This window comes from Pseudomonas sp. PDNC002 (genome assembly GCF_016919445.1).
Classification (GTDB): domain Bacteria; phylum Pseudomonadota; class Gammaproteobacteria; order Pseudomonadales; family Pseudomonadaceae; genus Pseudomonas.
In genome coordinates, this window is sequence record NZ_CP070356.1 from 3,288,148 (window position 1) to 3,307,054 (window position 18,907).

18 protein-coding genes are annotated in these 18,907 nt (G+C 64.2%); 11 read left to right on the forward strand and 7 right to left on the reverse strand.

The features are described from left to right. Positions 1-109: 109 nt before the first annotated feature. The 6 genes from JVX91_RS15180 to JVX91_RS15205 all read left to right on the forward strand — a co-directional run bounded on the left by JVX91_RS15180 (position 110) and on the right by JVX91_RS15205 (position 7,982). Complete coding sequence (locus tag JVX91_RS15180) at positions 110-871, forward strand: SDR family oxidoreductase (RefSeq protein ID WP_205335034.1); 762 nt, start codon at positions 110-112, stop codon at positions 869-871. A 447-nt stretch (positions 872-1,318) separates the two neighbouring features. Beyond that, positions 1,319-2,209: a bile acid:sodium symporter family protein gene (locus tag JVX91_RS15185; protein ID WP_205335035.1), complete on the forward strand. Its 891-nt coding sequence runs from the start codon at positions 1,319-1,321 to the stop codon at positions 2,207-2,209. Positions 2,210-2,426: 217 nt separating this feature from the next. Further along, positions 2,427-2,966, forward strand: coding sequence for a fimbrial protein (locus JVX91_RS15190; RefSeq protein WP_205335036.1), 540 nt, complete (start codon positions 2,427-2,429; stop codon positions 2,964-2,966). A gap of 91 nt (positions 2,967-3,057) precedes the next feature. Then, positions 3,058-3,798, forward strand: a complete 741-nt coding sequence (locus JVX91_RS15195; protein ID WP_205335037.1) for a fimbria/pilus periplasmic chaperone — start codon at positions 3,058-3,060, stop codon at positions 3,796-3,798. Between the two features lie 475 nt (positions 3,799-4,273). Continuing rightward, positions 4,274-6,826, forward strand: coding sequence for a fimbria/pilus outer membrane usher protein (locus JVX91_RS15200; RefSeq protein WP_205335038.1), 2,553 nt, complete (start codon positions 4,274-4,276; stop codon positions 6,824-6,826). Between the two features lie 181 nt (positions 6,827-7,007). Next, on the forward strand, positions 7,008-7,982 hold the full coding sequence (locus JVX91_RS15205) for a fimbrial protein (RefSeq protein WP_205335039.1): 975 nt from the start codon (positions 7,008-7,010) through the stop codon (positions 7,980-7,982). 1,263 nt (positions 7,983-9,245) lie between these two features. Here the strand turns inward: JVX91_RS15205 and JVX91_RS15210 are convergent. Genes JVX91_RS15210 through JVX91_RS15220 form a run of 3 tightly spaced genes read right to left on the reverse strand, consistent with a single transcriptional unit; the run spans position 9,246 to position 12,270 of the window. Next, positions 9,246-10,409 (reverse strand): AAA family ATPase, encoded by a 1,164-nt coding sequence (locus JVX91_RS15210; protein WP_205335040.1) that lies wholly within the window; start codon positions 10,407-10,409, stop codon positions 9,246-9,248. Positions 10,410-10,455: 46 nt separating this feature from the next. Then, positions 10,456-11,655, reverse strand: a complete 1,200-nt coding sequence (locus JVX91_RS15215; protein ID WP_205335041.1) for a benzoate/H(+) symporter BenE family transporter — start codon at positions 11,653-11,655, stop codon at positions 10,456-10,458. Positions 11,656-11,667: 12 nt separating this feature from the next. Continuing rightward, positions 11,668-12,270 carry a LysE family translocator gene (locus JVX91_RS15220; protein ID WP_205335042.1) on the reverse strand — a complete coding sequence of 201 codons (603 nt, stop codon included), beginning with the start codon at positions 12,268-12,270 and terminating at the stop codon, positions 11,668-11,670. 182 nt (positions 12,271-12,452) lie between these two features. On the opposite strand from JVX91_RS15220, the gene JVX91_RS15225 reads away from it, so the two are divergent. Further along, a complete protein-coding gene (locus JVX91_RS15225; RefSeq protein ID WP_205335043.1) occupies positions 12,453-13,094 on the forward strand; it encodes a hypothetical protein in 642 nt (213 codons plus the stop codon). On the opposite strand, the gene JVX91_RS15230 is transcribed toward JVX91_RS15225, so the two are convergent. Continuing rightward, positions 13,091-13,534, reverse strand: a complete 444-nt coding sequence (locus JVX91_RS15230) for a MarR family transcriptional regulator (RefSeq protein WP_205335044.1) — start codon at positions 13,532-13,534, stop codon at positions 13,091-13,093. The two genes, JVX91_RS15225 and JVX91_RS15230, sit on opposite strands and share 4 nt — an antisense overlap. Before the next feature lie 82 nt (positions 13,535-13,616). On the opposite strand from JVX91_RS15230, the gene JVX91_RS15235 reads away from it, so the two are divergent. The 4 genes from JVX91_RS15235 (at position 13,617) to JVX91_RS15250 (ending at position 17,182) form a co-directional block, all read left to right on the forward strand. Continuing rightward, positions 13,617-14,783, forward strand: coding sequence for a PLP-dependent aminotransferase family protein (locus JVX91_RS15235; protein ID WP_205335045.1), 1,167 nt, complete (start codon positions 13,617-13,619; stop codon positions 14,781-14,783). Positions 14,784-14,792: 9 nt separating this feature from the next. After that, the gene (locus JVX91_RS15240) at positions 14,793-15,395 is read left to right on the forward strand and encodes a glutathione S-transferase family protein (protein ID WP_205335046.1); all 603 of its coding nucleotides are present in this window, start codon (positions 14,793-14,795) and stop codon (positions 15,393-15,395) included. A gap of 378 nt (positions 15,396-15,773) precedes the next feature. Next, positions 15,774-16,235, forward strand: a complete 462-nt coding sequence (locus JVX91_RS15245; protein ID WP_205335047.1) for a bacteriohemerythrin — start codon at positions 15,774-15,776, stop codon at positions 16,233-16,235. 95 nt (positions 16,236-16,330) lie between these two features. Further along, a complete protein-coding gene (locus JVX91_RS15250) occupies positions 16,331-17,182 on the forward strand; it encodes a cache domain-containing protein (RefSeq protein ID WP_205335048.1) in 852 nt (283 codons plus the stop codon). A 63-nt stretch (positions 17,183-17,245) separates the two neighbouring features. Here the strand turns inward: JVX91_RS15250 and folE are convergent, their stop codons facing one another. The 3 genes from folE to JVX91_RS15265 form a co-directional block, all read right to left on the reverse strand. Next, positions 17,246-17,791 (reverse strand): GTP cyclohydrolase I FolE, encoded by a 546-nt coding sequence (gene folE, locus JVX91_RS15255; protein ID WP_205335049.1) that lies wholly within the window; start codon positions 17,789-17,791, stop codon positions 17,246-17,248. 143 nt (positions 17,792-17,934) lie between these two features. Next, complete coding sequence (locus JVX91_RS15260; RefSeq protein ID WP_205335050.1) at positions 17,935-18,492, reverse strand: Smr/MutS family protein; 558 nt, start codon at positions 18,490-18,492, stop codon at positions 17,935-17,937. A gap of 70 nt (positions 18,493-18,562) precedes the next feature. Then, complete coding sequence (locus JVX91_RS15265) at positions 18,563-18,883, reverse strand: hypothetical protein (RefSeq protein ID WP_205335051.1); 321 nt, start codon at positions 18,881-18,883, stop codon at positions 18,563-18,565. Between the last annotated feature and the right edge of the window lie 24 nt (positions 18,884-18,907).

Consider the following 18,907-nt stretch of genomic DNA (forward strand, 5'->3'; position numbering starts at 1 on the left):
TCATCATCGCCGTGGATGCAGCGACGTCGCCCCGCCTGATAGTGCTTCGCGCCGTCGGAGCGCTGGCTAGACTGCGACGGTTATCTTCCTACCGCTTCGAGGTTCGCTCATGAGTCAGCTGCTTTCCGGCCAGGTTGCCCTGGTCACTGGCGCCGGTAACGGTATCGGTCGCGCCACCGCCCAGGCCTTCGCCCAGCAGGGCGTGAAGGTCGTGGTTTCCGACGTCGACGCCAAGGGCGGCGAAGCCACGGTAGAACTGATCCGCGCCGCTGGCGGCGAGGCTACCTTCATCCGCTGCGACGTGACCCGCGACGCCGAGGTCAAGGCGCTGGTGGAGGGCACCGTGGCTGCTTACGGTCGTCTGGACTACGCCTTCAACAACGCCGGTATCGAGATCGAAAAGGGCAAGCTGGCCGACGGCGAGGAAAGCGAGTTCGACGCCATCATGGGCGTCAACGTGAAGGGCGTCTGGCTGTGCATGAAGCACCAGATCCCGGTGATGCTGGAGCAGGGCGGCGGCGCCATCGTCAACACCGCCTCGGTCGCAGGCCTGGGTGCCGCGCCGAAGATGAGCATCTACGCGGCTTCCAAACATGCGGTGATTGGCCTGACCAAGTCCGCCGCCATCGAGTACGCGAAAAAGAAAATTCGCGTCAACGCCGTGTGCCCGGCAGTGATCGACACCGACATGTTCCGCCGCGCTTACGAGGCCGATCCGAAGAAGGCCGAGTTCGCCGCCGCCATGCACCCGGTGGGCCGTGTGGGTCGCGTCGAGGAAATCGCCGGCGCGGTGCTGTACCTGTGCAGTGACCACGCCGGCTTCACCACGGGCATCGCGCTGCCGGTGGATGGTGGGGCGACGGCGATCTGATCGTCTCGGGGGTGCGGTGCGCTCGGGTGTTCCCTCTCCCCAACCCTCTCCCTGAAGAGAGAGGGGGCTGTTCGGCATGCGGGTGACATGCCCGTTTAGCCGGCTCGTCCCCCGTTTCCTGTAACCGAAATGGCGTCAGGTGAGCGACGAACTGAATGTGGCAGAGGATGACTCCCTCTCCCTTCAGGGAGAGGGCGGGGGAGAGGGCATTCCCAGTCCCATTACTTCATGAATCACCTGTAGGAGCGCATTTACCGGCCGATTCGGCGTTGGGCGGTTCGCGAGCAAGCTCGCTCCTACAAAAAGCGTACCCGCCGACGATCCCGACCCGTTCGCTACAAGACTTCGCATTCTGTTACACGATGAAGTGGTTTTGGCCTGCAAGGCCAGTTACAAGCGAATCAGAGGCCGAAACAATCGGCCCACCCCAGTTGGAGAATAATGACAATGACCAACGATCCCTTGCTGACGCTTTTCATGCCCATCGCCCTGGGCATCATCATGCTGGGCCTCGGCCTGTCCCTGACCGTCGCCGACTTCGCCCGCGTGGTGCGCTATCCCAAGCCGGTACTCATCGGCCTGGTCTGCCAAGTCATCCTGCTGCCCCTGGCGTGCTTCCTCATTACGGTCGGCTTTGCCCTCGAAGCCGCGCTGGCCGTGGGCATGATGCTGCTCGCAGCATCCCCCGGCGGCACCACCGCGAACCTCTACAGCCACCTCGCCCACGGTGACGTGGCGCTGAACATCACGCTGACCGCGGTGAACTCGGTGATCGCCATCCTCACCATGCCGCTGATCGTGAACATGTCCCTGCTGTACTTCATGAACGACGGCCAGACCATCCCGCTGCAGTTCGGCAAGGTGCTGCAGGTGTTTGTCATCGTCCTGGGACCGGTCGCCATCGGCATGATCGTGCGGCGCCTGCTGCCGAGCGTGGCGGCGGCGCTGCAGAAGCCGGTGAAGATCCTCTCGGCGCTGCTGCTGGCGGTGATCATCGGCGTGGCCGTGACCAAGGACTGGCAGACCTTCCTGACCTACGCCCCCATCGTTGGCGCCGCCGCCCTGAGCTTCAACCTGCTGAGCCTCGCCGTGGGCTACTGGGTGCCGCGCCTGCTCAAGCTGTCCAAGCCGCAGTCCATCGCCATCGGCATGGAGATCGGCATCCACAACGGCACCCTGGCCATCGCCCTGGCGTTGAGCCCCATGCTGCTGAACAACAGCACCATGGCGATACCAGCGGCCATTTACGGTGTGCTGATGTTCTTCACCGCCGGCATCTTCGGCTGGTGGGTGAGCCGTGGTGTGGCGAAAACGGCAGTGGCCGACGCCGCCGCGTGATTGTGGTGGGAGCCCGCGCCGCATGCGGGCTCCCACAGGACGTGCAGCACCGTTCGCCGGGGGCTGAAGGTTGTAGGACCGAGGGTTTCTAACAAGATTTCTCCTACATGCCGATGAGGATATTACGGTAGGGCAACTACCTGGGTGAGACCAGAATTTGGCCATCTCCTTCACCAATGCCGGTGCAGGGGGCCCACTCACTCAAGTTGGATACCCGATGAAAAAGTCCCTGATCTCCCTCGCCACCCTCACTGCTTTGACTGTTTCCGCGCTGCAAGCGCAAGCGTCCGACGGCACCATCAACTTCAACGGCAAAGTCCAGGACGTCACTTGCACCATCAAGGTCAACGGCGCCGGTACCGGTGATGGCACCGTCACCCTGCCGACTGTCTCGAAATCCTCCCTGGCGGGGGTAGGTAACACCGGTGGCGATACCAATTTCACCATCGACCTCTCCGGTTGCACCGGCAGCGACGTCAGCGGCAACCCGGGCGTAGCGGTGTTCTTCGAGCCGGGCGCCAACGTCACCCCTCAAGGTCGCCTGAAGAACATTGGCAGCGGCGCCCAGGAAGTCGACCTCGCCATCTTCCGCAACGGCTCGGCCCTGCAACTGGGCAATGCGCCGGCCTCGGCATTCACTAATATCTCCGGTACCGGCGCCAGCATGCCGTTCACTGTGAAGTACTACTCCAACTCGGCTACCCCGAGCGCGGGCGAAGTGAAGTCGAGCGTGACCTACTCCATCGTCTACCCGTAAGGCGAACGCAGTACCGGCAATGCCTCGCGGGGGCCTCGTTTAACGTCGGCCCTCGCGATCCTGATCCCTAGCATTCAACGTGAGGCACACCATGCAACGCATTTTTCGCGGTGTTCGTGTAGTGGGGTTGGCCCTGGCGGCCTGTCTGATGATCGGTCAGGCGCAGGCCTCCATCGTGATTACCGGCACCCGCGTGGTGTATGACGCCGCCCAGCGTGAAGTGACGGTCAAGCTGAACAACGATGGTCAGTCGCCCATGCTGGTGCAATCGTGGATCGATGAAGGCAGTGTCCAGGCGACCCCCGATACTTCGACCGCACCGTTCGTCCTCACTCCGCCCATTGCCCGCATCGATCCGAGCAAGGGGCAGGCATTGCGCATCCGCTATACCGGGCAGAAGTCCCTGCCGCAGGACAAGGAGTCGTTGTTCTGGCTCAACGTGCTGGAGGTCCCGCCTGCATCGGCTGAAGGCCAGAACAGGCTGAAGATCGCCTTCCGCAGTCGCGTCAAACTCTTCTACCGGCCCGCGGGGTTGCCGGGCAACGCCATGGCCGCCGCCGAGCAACTGCAGTGGCGCCTGCAGCGCGATGGTGCGCAATGGGCTCTGGAGTGCCGCAATGACAGCCCGTACTACGTTTCCCTGGGCAAGGTCAGCGTGACCGGCAACGGTCAGAGCGTCAGCCCGACCCTCGATATCAATTCCTCCATGCTGGCGCCCGGTGAACGCAAGCTGATGCCGCTCAAAGGCCCGGCTCCGACTGGCAAGGTGGAATACACCAGCATCACCGACCTGGGCGCGATGATGGAGCATTCCCAGCCCCTGAAACCTTGACGGCCAACGCCGTGCCCCGCTGAAGCTCTCGGTCCGAGACTCGCCAATCCAGTCCCGGACCGCCTCACCGGGCCGCCTGCCAGCCAGCGCAGGCGCGCCGTTCGAAGAAGAGGCGACTCTTCGTTCATACATGGATAGCTAGCTAATCGTTAGGGTAATTCCTACATTCGCATCGGGAATCTACTGTAGGACGAGTTCCGTGCAAGGCGGAGACTTGTCCCATCGCTTCCGCACTTGCCAACAAGGCGGAGACCCATTCCCAGTAGGGCTCATGTCATGAACACGCCACCGAATCTTCCTCCCGCCCGCCGCCGACGCCGTATGGACTTCCGGTTCATCCCGGCCTGATCCAGGCGGCACTCGCCGCTTCCTCCGCCACCGCATAGCTCCTCCCAACACCCGCCGATAGGCCGGGAGGAGCCCGTTTATGCCCGAGAACACGGGGCTGTCCGCCGGACACCCAAGAGGCTCAACCATGAACAGCTCATCCCATGTCCAGTTGCCCACGCGCCAGGCTTTCCAGCTCAAGCCGATCGCCCTGGCCATTTGCGTCCTGGGTGGTGTTTGCAGCGGTGTCGCCCTGGCCGAGCCCGCCGAGGGTGAAGTGGCGTCGTTCGAGAGCGACATGCTCTGGGGGCAGGGTGCGCGCTCCATGAACCTGTCGCGTTTTCGCGAGAGCAACCTGATCGAGCCCGGCACCTACAACCTTGAGATCGTACTCAATGGCACACCGGTAGGGCCCAGCGACATCGTCTTCGTCGCCGGCGAGCAACCCGGCCATGCCAAGGCCTGTTTCTCGCGCCTCCAGCTGGAGCAGTTCGGCGTCAAGCTCGATCAACTGCCGGAAGACAAGCTGTCCGGTGATTGCCTTGACCTGGCGAGCCTCATCGAAGGCGCCAGCGCCAGCGTCGATGTGGGCGAACAGCGCCTGGAGCTGAGCATTCCGCAGGCCATGCTGCGCCACAACCCGCGTGGCTATGTCAGCCCCGAGCGCTGGGACCGTGGCGTCAACGCCGGCTTCCTCGACTACAACCTGAGCGGATACCAGAACAGCAGCCAGGGCGTCGCCCAGCAGAGCGCCTATGCCAGCCTCAATGCCGGGCTGAACCTGGGCGACTGGCGCTTGCGCCAGCGTTCCGCGCTCAACTGGGGCCAAGAGGGCAAGTCCCTGCAGAATCTCGCCACCTTCGCCCAGCGCGACGTCGATTCGCTTCGCTCGCAACTGACCCTGGGCGATGCCTTCACCGATGGCGACCTGTTCGACTCGGTCTCCATGCGCGGCGTGCGCCTGAACAGCGATGACCGCATGCTGCCCGACTCGCAGCGCGGCTACGCGCCCATCGTGCGCGGCATCGCCTCCACCAACGCCCGCGTCACCATCCGCCAGAACGGCTACATCATCCACGAGGAAACCGTCGCCCCGGGGGCCTTCGAGATCAGCGACCTCAACCCCACCAGCGACAACGGCGACCTCGACGTCACCGTGACCGAAGCCAACGGCCAGGAAAGCCACTTCACCGTGCCGTTTTCCTCCGTGGCCCGTTCCCTGCGTCCCGGTGTGTCGCGCTACACCTTCAGCCTCGGCCAGGTGCGCGACCTCACCTATGGCTACAGCCCCTACATCGCCCAGGGCACCTACCAGCGCGGCATCACCAACAGCGTCACCGCCTACACCGGCAGCACGCTCACTGAGGGTTACGCCTCGGTGCTGCTGGGAGGTGTGCTCAACACTGAATACGGAGCCTTTGGCGCCGACCTGACACAATCGAGCACCGATCTCGACGGCCAGAACTTCACTGGCCGCTCGGTGCGCATCAGTTACAACAAGGTGCTGCAGAGCACCGGCACGCACTTCACCGTCGCCGCCCACCGGTATTCCACCGACGGCTACTTCGGTGTCGACGATGCCCTGAACGCCCAGGACCAGCTCCGCGAATACGGTGATGAAGAGGGCGGCGCCGACGCCATCCGCCGGGCTCGCAGCCGCAGCGAGATCAACGTCAGCCAGAGCATCGGCCGCGGCTATCTCTTCGTCAGCGGCTCGGTGCAGAACTACTGGAACGACACGGGCTCCGATACCCAGTTCCAGGCCGGCTACAACCACAGCTGGAACTGGGGCAGCGCATCGGTCAGCGCCTCCCGGACCCAGGACGCCTTTGGCGAATCCGAGAACCAGGTGCTGCTGAGCGTCTCCCTGCCCATCGGCAAGGTCGGCGGCAACCGCCCATACCTCACCAGCAGCGTCAGCCACAGCAGCAGCGGTGCGAGCAACATGCAGAGCACGCTGAGCGGCACTGCCGGCAAGGATGGCCAGATCAACTACGGCGTCACCGGCGCCTACGACAGCCCGGCCGATAGCCAGGGCGCCGCCAGCCTGAGTGGCAACACCCAGTACCGTAGCTCGTTCGGCACCCTCAATGGCTCCATGAGCCAAGGCAGCGACTATCGCCAGGTCTCGGCGGGTATCGCCGGCTCCGTGGTCGCTCATCCCAACGGCGTGACCTTCGGCCAGACCCTGGGTGACAGCATCGCCATCATCGACGCCCCCGGCGCCGCCGGTGCGCAGGTCACCAATGCCAGCAACGTCAAGCTCGATGGCCAGGGGCAGGCCGTGGTGCCGTACCTGACGGCTTACCGGGTCAACACCCTGGAGCTGGACCCCAAAGGCCTGTCCGATGACATCGAACTCAAGAGCACCGCGCAGGATGTCGTGCCGCGCAGTGGCTCCGTGGTAATGGTCAAGTTCGACACCGTCAGCGGCCACGCACTGCTCATCCAGAGCCGCCAGAGCGACGGAAGTCCGCTGCCTTTCGGCGCCAGTGTCTATAACGAGAAGAATCAGGAAGTCGGTGTGGTGGGGCAGGGCGGCAAGATCTTCGTCCGCGTGGACGGCGACAGTGGAAAGCTGCACGTTCTGCTCGCGAGTGAAGGTAGCAAGCGTTGCAGCATCACTTACAGCGTCCCGGCGACGCAGGCCGGCGGCAAGGATGCATCCCTCGAAACCATCGACGCGGTGTGCGCGGGCTAATGGGGATACCAAATGAGGGGCTTCACTGGGTTCTCTCCACTCTGGTGGCGGCCCGTGAAAGTACAGATTGATTGAAAGAACATCCGGCACGCGAGGCAACCCGCTGCCTATGCTGGGATTAGTCGCCAAGTCCGAGCGTTGACTGCCCGATCCTGATATCCGCCTTGATGAGGTCTACTGAATGCCGTGTCGTCATCCGCTGCTGAAGTTGAGTGTGCTCGGTGCAGGACTGCTGATAACAGGAACGGCAGCCGCAAGCTGTTCGGTATACGGCGCGCGCGGTATCGTTTCACTGTCGATGGGCGGACCTATCACCGTACCGGCCAACGCTCCTAATGGAGCAGTGCTGCGGAGCACGACCTTTGCGGTGCCGGGTGGCAATGCTGGAGTGCAGTACGCGACCTGTGATGGCAGCGGGGGGAATACCTACTGGGCATACAGGGCCTCTGCCGTTCAGACCAACCGAATGGTAACCACCACATCCAGTGGCATTGGTTATCACGCCAGCCTGACCGATTTTGGTCCGCTGGATGTCAGACGCTCCAACGCCGCCAACACCAAGCCGGCTTTCGCGGCTGATCAGGTGGTGACAGTGGAGTTGATCAAGACAGGCGCCATTACCCCCGGGACCTATCGCTTCCAGGACAATGGCGTCGTTGGCAGTCTTTTCGTGGGTGAGAGTGGTGTGGAATACATCCGGCTGACCGGCAATGACTTCGTGGTCCAGAGCACCTCCTGTCAGGTGGCGACCAAGACAGTGTCCGTTGACATGGGCACCGTCACGCCCAAGGAATTGCCCAGCGTGAGCAGCGTTTCCCCAAGGGTCAGCAATTTCTCCCTGGAGCTCAACTGCCAGTCGGGCTCCAATGTTTATCTGACGCTGACCGACAACCAGAACACGTCCAACACTTCCGACCGGCTCGGACTGGCGGCGGGGTCGACGGCGTCGGGCGTGGCTATTCAGGTGCTCAAGGACGGTGCGCCAGTGAACTTCGGCCCGGACTCCAGCGCTCCCGGAACACTGAATCAGATCGCGCTGGGTGCGGCGCCGGATGGAAAACTCACAGTGCCGCTGGCGGCGCGCTATGTGCGCACCGGAGACCTGGTGCCAGGCAACGTGCAAAGCGTGGCGACTTTCACCTTCAGCTACCAGTAGGCAACGCGTTCAATCCGCCCAATGCCAGGCGTTATCTGGGGGAGTGACAGCTGCTGCCCCGATTGCTCTGGCCTGCCCCGGAAATGATCGAGGCATGGCTGTGAAATAACGGTGAAGGGCGAAGCCTTTGGGGGGCAATTTTCCTGCGCAATTGCGACAACGTACTCGGGAAAAATCCCGCACAGGCATCGGACGGGCCTATAGCATCGCGCATTGCTGCGCCTGTATTCACGTCGGTAAGGTCTCCAGGTCGCGACGATTGTCGTGGCCTTGGCGTGTAAACCCGGTGTTGTTTACACAGACGCGGTAGCTCCATGGCAACGTAGTGGGCGACTCATGTGCTCCCTGCATGCAGTCTATGGTGGGCGGTGCAAGGCGGGCTTCGTCCCGGCCGGGTCTGTGTAACCGGTATTTCCACCCTTGCACGGTTCCGCCTCTCTTCCGTGGAAAGAAGCGTGTGCGGAGTGCTCAACCACAACACAGATGCAAAATGAACACGCATTACCCCGCTTTTACCCACGGGCACCGTCCGCGACCCTCCCGGTTCTCTCTTTACTGACTAGTCCTATTCGCCGGTCCTCCGCCCCTATCGGCTGAGACTTTCGGCAGATCGCCGGGCCTGGGGCCCGGCGAGTTCTTGGCTTTTGCCCATCCAACAGACCGTTCCGTCTTGGGGCGCTCTGCAAGGCGTTCGACCATGGGACGTACGCTCGCCCAATGCTCACAATCCTTCTTCACCTACATACCCCCGCGAAACCGCCAGGAATCGAGCTCTCGTAGGAGCGGACCTTGTCCGCGAATCCCGCCGGTAAAGCCGTGGCAAAGACTTCGCGGAGAAGCTCCGCTCCTACGAAGAGCACCACCCCCCCACCCGTAGGAGCGGACCTTGTCCGCGAGTCCCACCGGCAACGCCGTAGCAAAGGCTTCGCGGAGAAGCTCCGCTCCTACGAAGAGCACCACCCCCCCCCCGTAGGAGCGGAGCTTGTCCGCGAATCCCACCGGTAACGCCGTGGCAAAAGCTTCGCGGAGAAGCTCCGCTCCTACGAAGAGCACCACCCGCCCACCCGTAGGAGCGGACCTTGTCCGCGAATCCCGCCGGTTACGCCGTAGCAAAAGCTTCGCGGAGAAGCTCCGCTCCTACGAAGAGCACCACACCCCCATCTGTAGGAGCGGACCTTGTCCGCGAATCCCGCCGGTAACGCCGTGGCAAAAGCTTCGCGGAGAAGCTCCGCTCCTACGACGAGCTCGCGCCCGTCGGTACTCTCAATCCGGCCAATGCCAGGCTGGGGCATCGAACATGCCCTGGTCGCGGATACGCGTCTGGCCCAACTCCTTGTCCAGGTGCAGGCAGTTGCACTCGGGGTGTTCCTCCAGCGTGGCGATCAGTCGGCTGGCGTGGGACACCACCCAGACCTGGGTATGTTTCGACGCCTCGATGATCAACCGCCCCAGCGCCGGTAGCAGGTCCGGGTGCAGGCTGGTTTCCGGTTCGTTCAACACCATCAGTGACGGCGGGCGCGGAGTGAGCAGGGCGGCGACCAGCAGCAGGTAGCGCAAAGTGCCGTCGGAGAGTTCGGCGGCGCTCAGCGGGCGCAGCAAGCCGTGCTGCTTCAGCGCCACGGCGAAGCGCCCGCCCAGCTGGCAATCGATTTGCAATTCGGCGCCCGGGAAGGCGTCGCCGATGGCGGTTTCCAGCGCCTGGGCATCGCCGATTTCACGAATCGTCTGCAGCGCGGCGGCCAGGTCGCGGCCGTCGTGGTGCAGCACCGGCGTGCGGGTGCCGAGTTGCGGTTGGCGCGCCGGTGCGTCGGCGTCGGTGCGGAAGTGATCGTAGAAGCGCCAGCCACGAATCTGGTCGCGCAGCAGCAGGGCTTCGGGGCAATCCGAGCCGCTGCCGATCTGGGTGAACAGGCTGTCGAAGGTCGGGATGTGCTGTTCCAGCACCTGCCAACTGCGGCCTTCGCGGGCGCGCAGCATCGGGCCGTTGCGTTCCACCAGCTGTGAAGCGGGGCGGTACCAGGGGCCGGCCCAGATGCTTTCGTGCTTGATTTCCGGGTCCAGGCCGAAGGCGCTGACCACCGGCGGTGGCGGCAAGCCGAGGGCGATGGCGTAGCCGAAGTCTTCCCCCGCAAAGCCCAGGCGCAGGCGCTTCACCTCGTTGCGCGGGCCGCCTTGGACTTCTACCTCGCCCGAGCGCATTCGCCGCGAGTGGCTTTCCGGCCCGGCCCAGAAGGTGGATTCCAGCCCGCCCTCGCGGGCCAGCGCATTCACCACGCCGCCCTGGGCCGTCTCGGCGAGCAGGCGCAGGGCGCGATAGAGATTGGACTTACCGCTGCCGTTGGCGCCGGTGATCAGATTCAGCCGGCCCAGCGGCAGCACCAGCGAGTTGATCGAGCGGTAGTTGGCGACGGCGAGGGTGTGCAGCATGCGGGCGATCCGGTTCAGGCAATCGCCCGATGCTAGCAAACTCGGTTCAGGGCGCGCGGCGCCAGTTCAGTACCAGCTGTGTCAGCAGGCCCGCGACCAGTCCCCAGAAGGCTGAGCCGACGGAGAACAGGGTGAAGCCCGAGGCGGTGACCAGGAAGGTGACCATCGCCGCCTCGCGCTGGCGGGCGTCGGCCATGGCGTTGGTCAGGCCGTTGGTGATCGAGCCGAGCAAAGCCAGGGCGGCGATGGACAGCACCAGCGCCTTGGGCAGCGCGGCGAACAGCGCGGCCAGGGTGGCGCCGAAGATGCCGGCGATGCCGTAGAACAGCCCGCACCAGAGTGCGGCTGTGTAGCGCTTATGCGGGTTCTCGTGGGCTTCCGGCCCGGTGCAGATGGCCGCGCTGATCGCCGCCAGGTTGATCCCGTGGGAACCGAACGGCGCCAGCAACAGCGAGGCGATGCCGGTGGTGGAGATCAGCGGCGAGGCGGGCACCTGGTAGCCGTCGGCGCGCAATACGGCGAGGCCCGGCATGTTCTGCGAGGCCATCGCGACGATGAACAGCGGGATGCCGATGCTGATGGTGGCGGCCAGGGAGAAGCTCGGCGTGGTCCACACCGGGCGGGCGATCTCCAGCTGGAAGTGGCTGAAGTTGAGCAGGCCGAGGAGGCCGGCCAGGGCGACGCCCACCAGCAGCGCAGCGAACACCGCGTAGCGCGGCGACAGGCGCTTGGCGACGAGGTAGCTGACGAACATCGCCACCACCAGCGCCGTCTGCTGTTGCGCGGCGTTGCAGATTTCGATGCAGATGCGGAACAGCACGCCGGCCAGCAGCGCCGAGGCCAGCGAACCGGGCACCTGGCGCATCAGTCGCTCGAAGCTGCCGGTGACGCCGCACAGGGTGATCAGCGCGGCGCAGACGATGAAGGCGCCAATGGCCTCGCCATAGGGCACGCCGGGCAGGCTGCTGATCAGCAGCGCGGCGCCGGGAGTGGACCAGGCGATGACGATGGGCGTGCGGTAGCGCAAAGTCAGGCCGATGGTGGTCAGCGCCATGCCGATGGACAGTGCCCAGATCCACGAGGAAATCTGCGCGGTGGTCAGTCCCGCCGCCTGGCCGGCCTGGAACATCAGCACCAGCGAGCTGGTGTAGCCGGTGAGCATGGCAACGAACCCGGCGACGATGGCGGCGGGGGATGAGTCGGCCAGCGGGCGCAGGCGCGCGGCGGCGGGAGTGGAGTCAGTCATGCACGAATTCCATCAGGTGCGGGTGAACAGCGGGTAGAGCGATGCGACCAGCAGGGCCGCCATGCCGACGTTGAACAGGCGCAGCCGCAGCGGGTCTTCCAGCCAGCGCCGCAGCAGGCTGCCCAGTATGGTCCAGACGCCCACGCTGGGCAGGTTGACCACGGCGAACAGGGTGGCGATCAGCACCACATTGCCGATCCAGCTGTTGGCCGGCAGGTAAGTGGCGATGGCGCCGATGGCCATCACCCAGGCCTTGGGATTGACCCACTGGAAGGCCGCGGCCTGGAGGAAGGTCATGGGTTTGGCGGCGTTCTCGCCCTTTGCCTCGGGGGCACCGGAGCGGGCGATCTTCCATGCAAGATACAGAAGGTATGCACCACCGGCGTAGCGCAGCGCCGTATAGCTGGCCGGAAAACGCTCGAACAGCTGGTGCAGGCCCAGGCCCACGGCGACCACCAGCAGCAGGAAGCCGATGCTGATGCCGAGCATGTGCGGAATGGTGCGGCGGATGCCGAAGTTCACGCCCGAGGCCAGCAGCATCATGTTGTTGGGGCCGGGGGTGATGGAGGTGACGAAGGCGAACAGCACGAAGGCGCCGAGGAGTTCGATGGGCATGGCGGTGTACCGGTCTTGTTCTTTTTGGCAGGGCAGTGCTTGCAGACTAATCCTGTCGGCGCCGGGCTGTCCCATAACAGCCAGCGGCCGAGTGGCCCGTACAGTGCGCCTGGCGGTGGCGCGGCACAGGGTGGCTCGGTATGGTGCGGAAATTACCGCAAGGCCAATGGACCACCGACACCATGGAACAGAATCCCTACGCCGCCCCCCAGGTTGATCTGGTGGATGACAGCACCCCCGGCGACTTTCGCAACGGCGGCTGGAGCGCCGGCCGGTTGCGCCTGCTCGCTGGCCTGAGCGTAGGCCTGTTGCTGGGCAACCTGGCGCAGCTCTTCCTGTCGCTCACCAGCAGCCTGAAAAACATGCCCCTCTGGGAACGCTATGAGCTGTGGGTGGGGACGCTCTGCACCATCCTCGGCTGCTTCCTGCTGTGGCGCACCCGCACCTTTCTGGAGGACCGCTTCCGCGCCCGTGGCCTGGGTTGGCCGGTCGGGTTGTCCATCGCCATCGGAATCGTGATGCAGGTCTACGGTATGGTGTTCGATGGGCAGCTCAATGGCGAACTGAACGGCGCGCTGATGGGGCTCATGGCGCTGTTCGTGCCCAGCGGCATCGTTACCTTGTGGTACGGGGTCCGCCTGCTGAAGATCGAGCTGCCGTATCCATCACTGAAAATCATGGGATGGCTGGAGGTGTTTTCCGGCATTTGCCTGCTCAGCGTGTTGCTATTCCTGCTCGGCACCGTGCTGGCGATGGCCAGCCTGTTGCCGATGGCGCTGATGTTCCTGCGCGCCGCCCGCGAATTGGACGGCGCCGCCCGCTAGTCGGCGTCCTGCGAGCGGGCGATAGCCTGGTTCACCGCCAGCCAGCCGGTCACCGCATCCGCGCCGGCTTCGCCGAAGGCGCGCTGCAGCAGTTTCTCCTGCTCGCGGCGAAGGGCCTTTTCCAGCTTGCCGCCTTCGGCCGTCAGCTCCAGCAGACGCCGGCGCTTGTCGTTGTCGCAGGCTTCGCTGCGGATCAGGTCGCGCTCCAGCAATTGGCGCAGCGGGACGTTCAGCGCCTGCTTGGTGACGCCCAGGGCGGCCAGCAGCTGGCTGACGCTCAGCCCCGGCTTGCGCGCGATGAAGAACAGGATGCGGTGGTGCACCCGGCTCAGGCCGCGGCGCGCCAGCATCTCGTCGGGTTTCGCGGTGAATGCCCGGTAGCTGTAGAAGAAGGCTTCGATCGCCTGGAGTTGCAGGGCGTTTTTTGTTAGGTCAGGCATATTGACGTATCCGTGTTGGTCGTCGTAGCTTCGGTCAAGCAGTTTGACTCATTCTTCCGTGCTCACGCTACCGGTGCCCCCAATGGCCTTCTCCGAACGCATTGCCCGTCTGAAAAGTTCTCTGATCCGTGAAATCCTCGCCGCCGCCCAGCGTCCGGAAGTGATGTCCTTCGCCGGCGGCCTGCCCGCCGAGCCGATGCTGCCGAAAGTGGAATGGGCCGACATGCCGGTGAGCATGGGCCAGTACGGCATGAGCGAGGGCGAGCCGGCCCTGCGCGAAGCCATTGCCGCCGAAGCGCGCGCCTTGGGCGTGCCTTGCGAGGCGAGCCAGGTGCTGATCGTCAGCGGCTCGCAGCAGACGCTGGACCTGGCCAGCAAGCTGTTCATCGATCCGGGCACCGAGGTGCTGCTCGAAGCGCCGACCTATCTCGCCGCGCTGCAGGCCTTCCAGCTGTTCGGGGCGAACTGCCTGACCGTGCCGCTGGGCGCCGAAGGCCCGGACATCGCCGCGCTGCGCCAGCGCCTGGAGACCAGCAAGCCAGCCTTCGCCTACCTGATCCCGACGTTCCAGAATCCGTCCGGCGTGCGCTATACCGAGCAGCGTCGCGATGAAGTGGCCGCCGTGCTGGACGAGTTCGGCGTGACCCTGATCGAGGACGAGCCCTACCGCGAGCTGGTGTTCGATGAGGGCGCCGCGACGCCGCTGGTCAGCCGCCTGAAGAAAGCCAGCTGGATCTACACCGGCACCGTGTCCAAGACTTTGTTGCCGGGCCTGCGCGTGGGCTTCCTGATCGCTACGCCGGACCTGTTTCCGCACCTGCTGCGCCTGAAGCAATCCGCCGACCTGCACACCAACCGCGTTGGCCAGTGGCAGGCGCTGCAGTGGTTCGGCACCGAGGCCTACCGTGGTCACCTGGCCGAGCTGCGCGACTTCTATCGCATCCGCCGCGACGCCATGCAGGCGCAGCTGGAGGAACATTTCGCCGACCTGGCCGACTGGAACGTACCCCAGGGCGGTCTGTTCTTCTGGCTGAAGCTCAAGCAACCGCTGGATACCCGCACGCTGCTGGACGCGGCGCTGGCGCAGAACGTGGCGTTCATGCCCGGCGAGCCCTTCTTCACTCAACCCGATGCCAATCCTGGCTATTTGCGGCTTAACTTCAGTCACGTGGCGCCGGAGCGCGCGGGCGAGGGGCTGCGCCGCCTGGCCGAGGTCATCCGCGACGCCCAATCGGCCAAGGCCAACTGAGGAGCGAGCATGTACACCGTCTACGGCGATCAACTCTCGGGCAACTGCTACAAGGTCAAGCTGGCCCTGCACCTGCTGGGCCTGCCTTACCAGTGGCGCGATATCGACATCCTCAAGGGCGAGACGCAGACGCCCGAGTTCCTGGCGAAGAACCCCAACGGCAAGGTGCCGGTGCTGGAGCTGGAAGACGGCACCTGCCTGTGGGAATCCAATGCCATCCTCAACTTCCTCGCCGACGGCAGCGACCTGCTGCCAAGCGAGCCGCGCCTGCGCACCCAGGTGTTGCAGTGGCAGTTCTTCGAGCAGTACAGCCATGAGCCTTATGTGGCGGTGGCGCGCTTCATCGAGTTCTACCTCGGCCTGCCGGAGGAGCGCCGCGAAGAGTACGCGCGCTGCCAGAAGGGCGGTTACAAGGCGCTGAAAGTGATGGAAAAGCAGCTGGAGCAGACGCCCTATCTGGTGGGCGACCAGTATTCCATCGCCGATATCACCCTGTACGCCTACACCCATGTGGCGCACCAGGGTGGCTTCGACCTGTCGAACTTCCCGGCTATCAATGCCTGGCTGGCGCGGGTGGCGGACCATCCGCGGCATGTGGGGATGCAGGGCTGATCTCCACGCCTGGCCATCGAAAACGCCGCTTCCCTGGAAGCGGCGTTTTTCATTGTGCAGACCCAAAGTCGACCTCCACGCAGGAGCGGACTCCGTCCGCGATCGTTTTCCGCTCGCTCCGAGCTGGCCGGTGCCATCGCGGACGGAGTCCGCTCCTACGCAAGGTTTTCCTTGTGCGCACCGAAAACCGGCAATTTGCCATCAGATGAATCCGAAAAAAACCGCTCTAAATCGCGGATTTCGAGCTGTTGGGGTTGACCGGCATCATGGCGGCGTTTTGTCGCTCTCCCTACCCTGAATGCACTGCCATACGGACGTACCGATGTGGCCGAGTGCGAGCGGCTGGCAGTGTCGTCGCCCGGCGAATGAGGGGGAAAGATGGCCTATCTGGTCTGGCAGGCGGATCTCGATACCGGGATCGGCGTGATCGACGCACAGCACAAACGCATCGTCGAGATGATCAACCAACTGCACGAGGCCCAGGCCCATCACGATCGAGCCATGCTCGGCGGCGTGATCGAGGAACTGGTCGACTACACCATCTCGCATTTCGCCTTCGAGGAGACCCTGCTGGAGGATTCCGGCTACCAGTTCACCCGCGCGCACAAGAAGGTCCACGAACTGTTCATCAAGCGCGTGTCCGACTATCGCCAGCGCTTCGAGGCCGGTGAGGATGTCGCCGAGGAGCTCAAGGGCCTGCTCGGGCGCTGGCTGTTCAACCATATCCGCAACGATGACGCCAACTACGTGGAAGCGGTGATGGCCAGCATGCACGAGCTGACCCGCGACCAGAGCCATGGTGGATGGCTGTCGCGTTCGATGAAACGATTCTTCGGCTGAATCTGCCACCCGTTTTGCGGTGTGCCGACGCGAATCTCCCACGGCTAACTATGCTTTGTGCACAACTACAAGCAATGCCACGGGGGTATTCGCGCATGAAGACGCTGTTGAATTCATTGTTGCTGCTGACGTTCCTTTCTTCCTTCCCTCTTTTCGCCGCTCAGTCGGGCGCGACCAACCAGACCGAGGACGCGCGCGCCAAGGCGCTGTTGTCCAAGGCGGTGGCCGCCTACAAACACGACGGTGACAAGGCCTTTGCCGCCTTCAGCCGCCAGGGCGAGTTCGTCGATGGCGACCTCTACGTCTTCGTGGTGGACAGCCAGGGCACCATGCTCGCCAGCGGCGGGCCATCGGTGGTGCTGATCGGCCGCGATGTCTCGTCCACGCTCGATCCCTCGTTGCAGCAGCAGTTCGTCCAGGCGCTGAAATCGCCGGATACCGGCAAGGTGCAGCAGGCCGATTACCGCTGGAAGAACTGGGCGGACGGCAAGGTCGAGCGCAAGCACGTGTACTACCAGCGCGTCGGCGAGCGCTTCATCGCCGTGGGCTACTACATCCCGCGGGCATCGGCGCAGCAGGCGGCAGCCATGCTGGACAAGGCGGTGAAGGCCATCGAGAAGGACCCGGATGCAACGATCAAGCAGATCAACGCGTTGGACAAGGCATTCATCGAGGACGATCTCTACGTCTTCGTGGTCGACCTGGATACCTCGAAGTTCGTCGCCCACGGTTTCAACACGCGCATGGTCGGCACCGATTTCGAATCGCTGAAGGACCCGGGCGGCAACCCCATCGGCCACGCCATGCTGGAGCTGGTGAAGTCCAAGGGTGAGGCCGAGTTCGAGTACCAGTGGCGCAACCCGGTGACCAGCAAGGTGGAGAACAAGCACGCGTTCCTGCGCAAGGCCGGCCACTATCTGGTCGCGGTGGGTTACTACACGCGCTGATCGCGAAGAATCGCAGGCACAAAAAAACCGGCCCGAGGGCCGGTTTTTTCATGGCAGCTGGCTTCAGCGGATCAGGCTGAGGAACTCGCTGCGGGTGGCTGCGTTCTCGCGGAACTCGCCGAGCATCACCGAGGTGACCATGGAGGAGTTCTGCTTCTCCACGCCACGCATCATCATGCACATGTGCTTGGCCTCGATGACCACGGCCACGCCCAGCGCGCCGGTGACCTGCTGCACGGCCTCGGCGATCTGCCGCGACATGTTTTCCTGGATCTGCAGGCGGCGGCCGTACATGTCGACGATGCGTGCGACCTTCGACAGGCCCAGCACTTTTCCATTCGGGATGTAGGCGACGTGGGCCTTGCCGATGAAGGGCAGCAGGTGGTGTTCGCACAGCGAGTAGAGCTCGATGTCCTTGACCAGCACCATTTCACTGTTGTCGGAGCTGAACAGGGCGCCGTTGACGATCTCCTCCAGCGTCTGCTGGTAGCCGCGGCAAAGGTACTGCATGGCTTTGGCGGCCCGTTTGGGCGTGTCGACCAGGCCTTCGCGGGTGACATCCTCACCGAGCTGGCTGAGGATCGCGGAGTAGTTTTGTTCCAGGGACATGATCTACCTGTGGCAATGACAAAAATAAAAACCGTGGCGCAGGGTAGGGCGCTCAGCCTTGGCTGGCAAGGCCCGAGCGCCGGTTGGCGCGTTATGGCTGGTGGATTGGCGCCAGCAGTGTGGTCGGAGATCCCGAGCAGGATTTACTCGTCGCGGCCTTCGAGCATGGTCCGCCGCAGCATCACGTAGATGGCGCCGGTACCGCCGTGGCGCGGCAGGCAGGAGGCGAAGCCGAGCACCTGCGGATGCTGGCGCAGCCAGGTGTTCACATGGCTCTTCATCATCGGGCTGCGGCCATCGATGCGCGCGGCCTTGCCGTGGGTGACGCGGACGCAGCGCACCTCGAAGCGAGCGGCTTCGGCGAGGAAGTCCCAGAGGGTTTCGCGGGCTTTTTCGATCTTCATGCCGTGCAGGTCGAGGCTGCCTTCGAAATCGATCTGGCCGGCCTTGAGCTTGCGCATCTGGCCTTCCTGGACACCATCGCGGGCCCAGTGGAGTTCGTCCTCGGGGCCGACGTCGATGACGAACTGGTCGGACAGGCCATCCACCCGGATGTTCTCGGTGCGCACGGTCGCGTTCTGCCGCAGCTCCTTGAGCTGCTTGCGGTCGGACTTGGGTTTGCCGGTGTCCGCCTGGTCCACGGTGATGCGCCTGACGCCGCGCATCTCGCTGGCGAATTGGGAAAAGTCGTCGTCTTGCATGCGCACCTCCTCGAAGAGCCGCGCAGTTTAGCGGATCGCGGACGGCTTGCGGAATCGCGCGGGGGCGGCGTCAGTCGCGCTTGCGCATCAGCCGTGGCGACAGGCTCAGACCATCGCGGCCGCGTGCGCGGCGCCGGGCGGCGCGCCAGAACATCACGCCCAGCCAGAGGGCTAGCAGGCCGATGACCAGCAACACGGCGCCAGCGCCCGGTTCGATGTGCATCACGCCCACGGCCGGTTGGCGACGAAGCAGGGCGGCTACGCCGGCCATGCTGGACAGGATGCCGAAGGTGGCGATCACCGCGGCAAGAGCGGCGGCGAAGCGCCAGCGCCAACGCCCGGGCCGCTTGGGACGCAGGGTGCGTGGGTCGAAACTATCGGACATCTTCATCCCGCCTTCCTCATCTATTGAACG

Excerpts from the sequence above, each read along its gene's own strand:
- JVX91_RS15180 (WP_205335034.1), top strand. The coding sequence starts at position 110 with ATGAGTCAGCTGCTTTCCGGCCAGGTTGCCCTGGTCACTGGCGCCGGT.
- JVX91_RS15185 (WP_205335035.1), top strand. The coding sequence starts at position 1,319 with ATGACCAACGATCCCTTGCTGACGCTTTTCATGCCCATCGCCCTGGGC.
- JVX91_RS15190 (WP_205335036.1), top strand. The coding sequence starts at position 2,427 with ATGAAAAAGTCCCTGATCTCCCTCGCCACCCTCACTGCTTTGACTGTT.
- JVX91_RS15195 (WP_205335037.1), top strand. The coding sequence starts at position 3,058 with ATGCAACGCATTTTTCGCGGTGTTCGTGTAGTGGGGTTGGCCCTGGCG.
- JVX91_RS15200 (WP_205335038.1), top strand. The coding sequence starts at position 4,274 with ATGAACAGCTCATCCCATGTCCAGTTGCCCACGCGCCAGGCTTTCCAG.
- JVX91_RS15205 (WP_205335039.1), top strand. The coding sequence starts at position 7,008 with ATGCCGTGTCGTCATCCGCTGCTGAAGTTGAGTGTGCTCGGTGCAGGA.
- JVX91_RS15210 (WP_205335040.1), bottom strand. The coding sequence starts at position 10,409 with ATGCTGCACACCCTCGCCGTCGCCAACTACCGCTCGATCAACTCGCTG.
- JVX91_RS15215 (WP_205335041.1), bottom strand. The coding sequence starts at position 11,655 with ATGACTGACTCCACTCCCGCCGCCGCGCGCCTGCGCCCGCTGGCCGAC.
- JVX91_RS15220 (WP_205335042.1), bottom strand. The coding sequence starts at position 12,270 with ATGCCCATCGAACTCCTCGGCGCCTTCGTGCTGTTCGCCTTCGTCACC.
- JVX91_RS15225 (WP_205335043.1), top strand. The coding sequence starts at position 12,453 with ATGGAACAGAATCCCTACGCCGCCCCCCAGGTTGATCTGGTGGATGAC.
- JVX91_RS15230 (WP_205335044.1), bottom strand. The coding sequence starts at position 13,534 with ATGCCTGACCTAACAAAAAACGCCCTGCAACTCCAGGCGATCGAAGCC.
- JVX91_RS15235 (WP_205335045.1), top strand. The coding sequence starts at position 13,617 with ATGGCCTTCTCCGAACGCATTGCCCGTCTGAAAAGTTCTCTGATCCGT.
- JVX91_RS15240 (WP_205335046.1), top strand. The coding sequence starts at position 14,793 with ATGTACACCGTCTACGGCGATCAACTCTCGGGCAACTGCTACAAGGTC.
- JVX91_RS15245 (WP_205335047.1), top strand. The coding sequence starts at position 15,774 with ATGGCCTATCTGGTCTGGCAGGCGGATCTCGATACCGGGATCGGCGTG.
- JVX91_RS15250 (WP_205335048.1), top strand. The coding sequence starts at position 16,331 with ATGAAGACGCTGTTGAATTCATTGTTGCTGCTGACGTTCCTTTCTTCC.
- folE (WP_205335049.1), bottom strand. The coding sequence starts at position 17,791 with ATGTCCCTGGAACAAAACTACTCCGCGATCCTCAGCCAGCTCGGTGAG.
- JVX91_RS15260 (WP_205335050.1), bottom strand. The coding sequence starts at position 18,492 with ATGCAAGACGACGACTTTTCCCAATTCGCCAGCGAGATGCGCGGCGTC.
- JVX91_RS15265 (WP_205335051.1), bottom strand. The coding sequence starts at position 18,883 with ATGAAGATGTCCGATAGTTTCGACCCACGCACCCTGCGTCCCAAGCGG.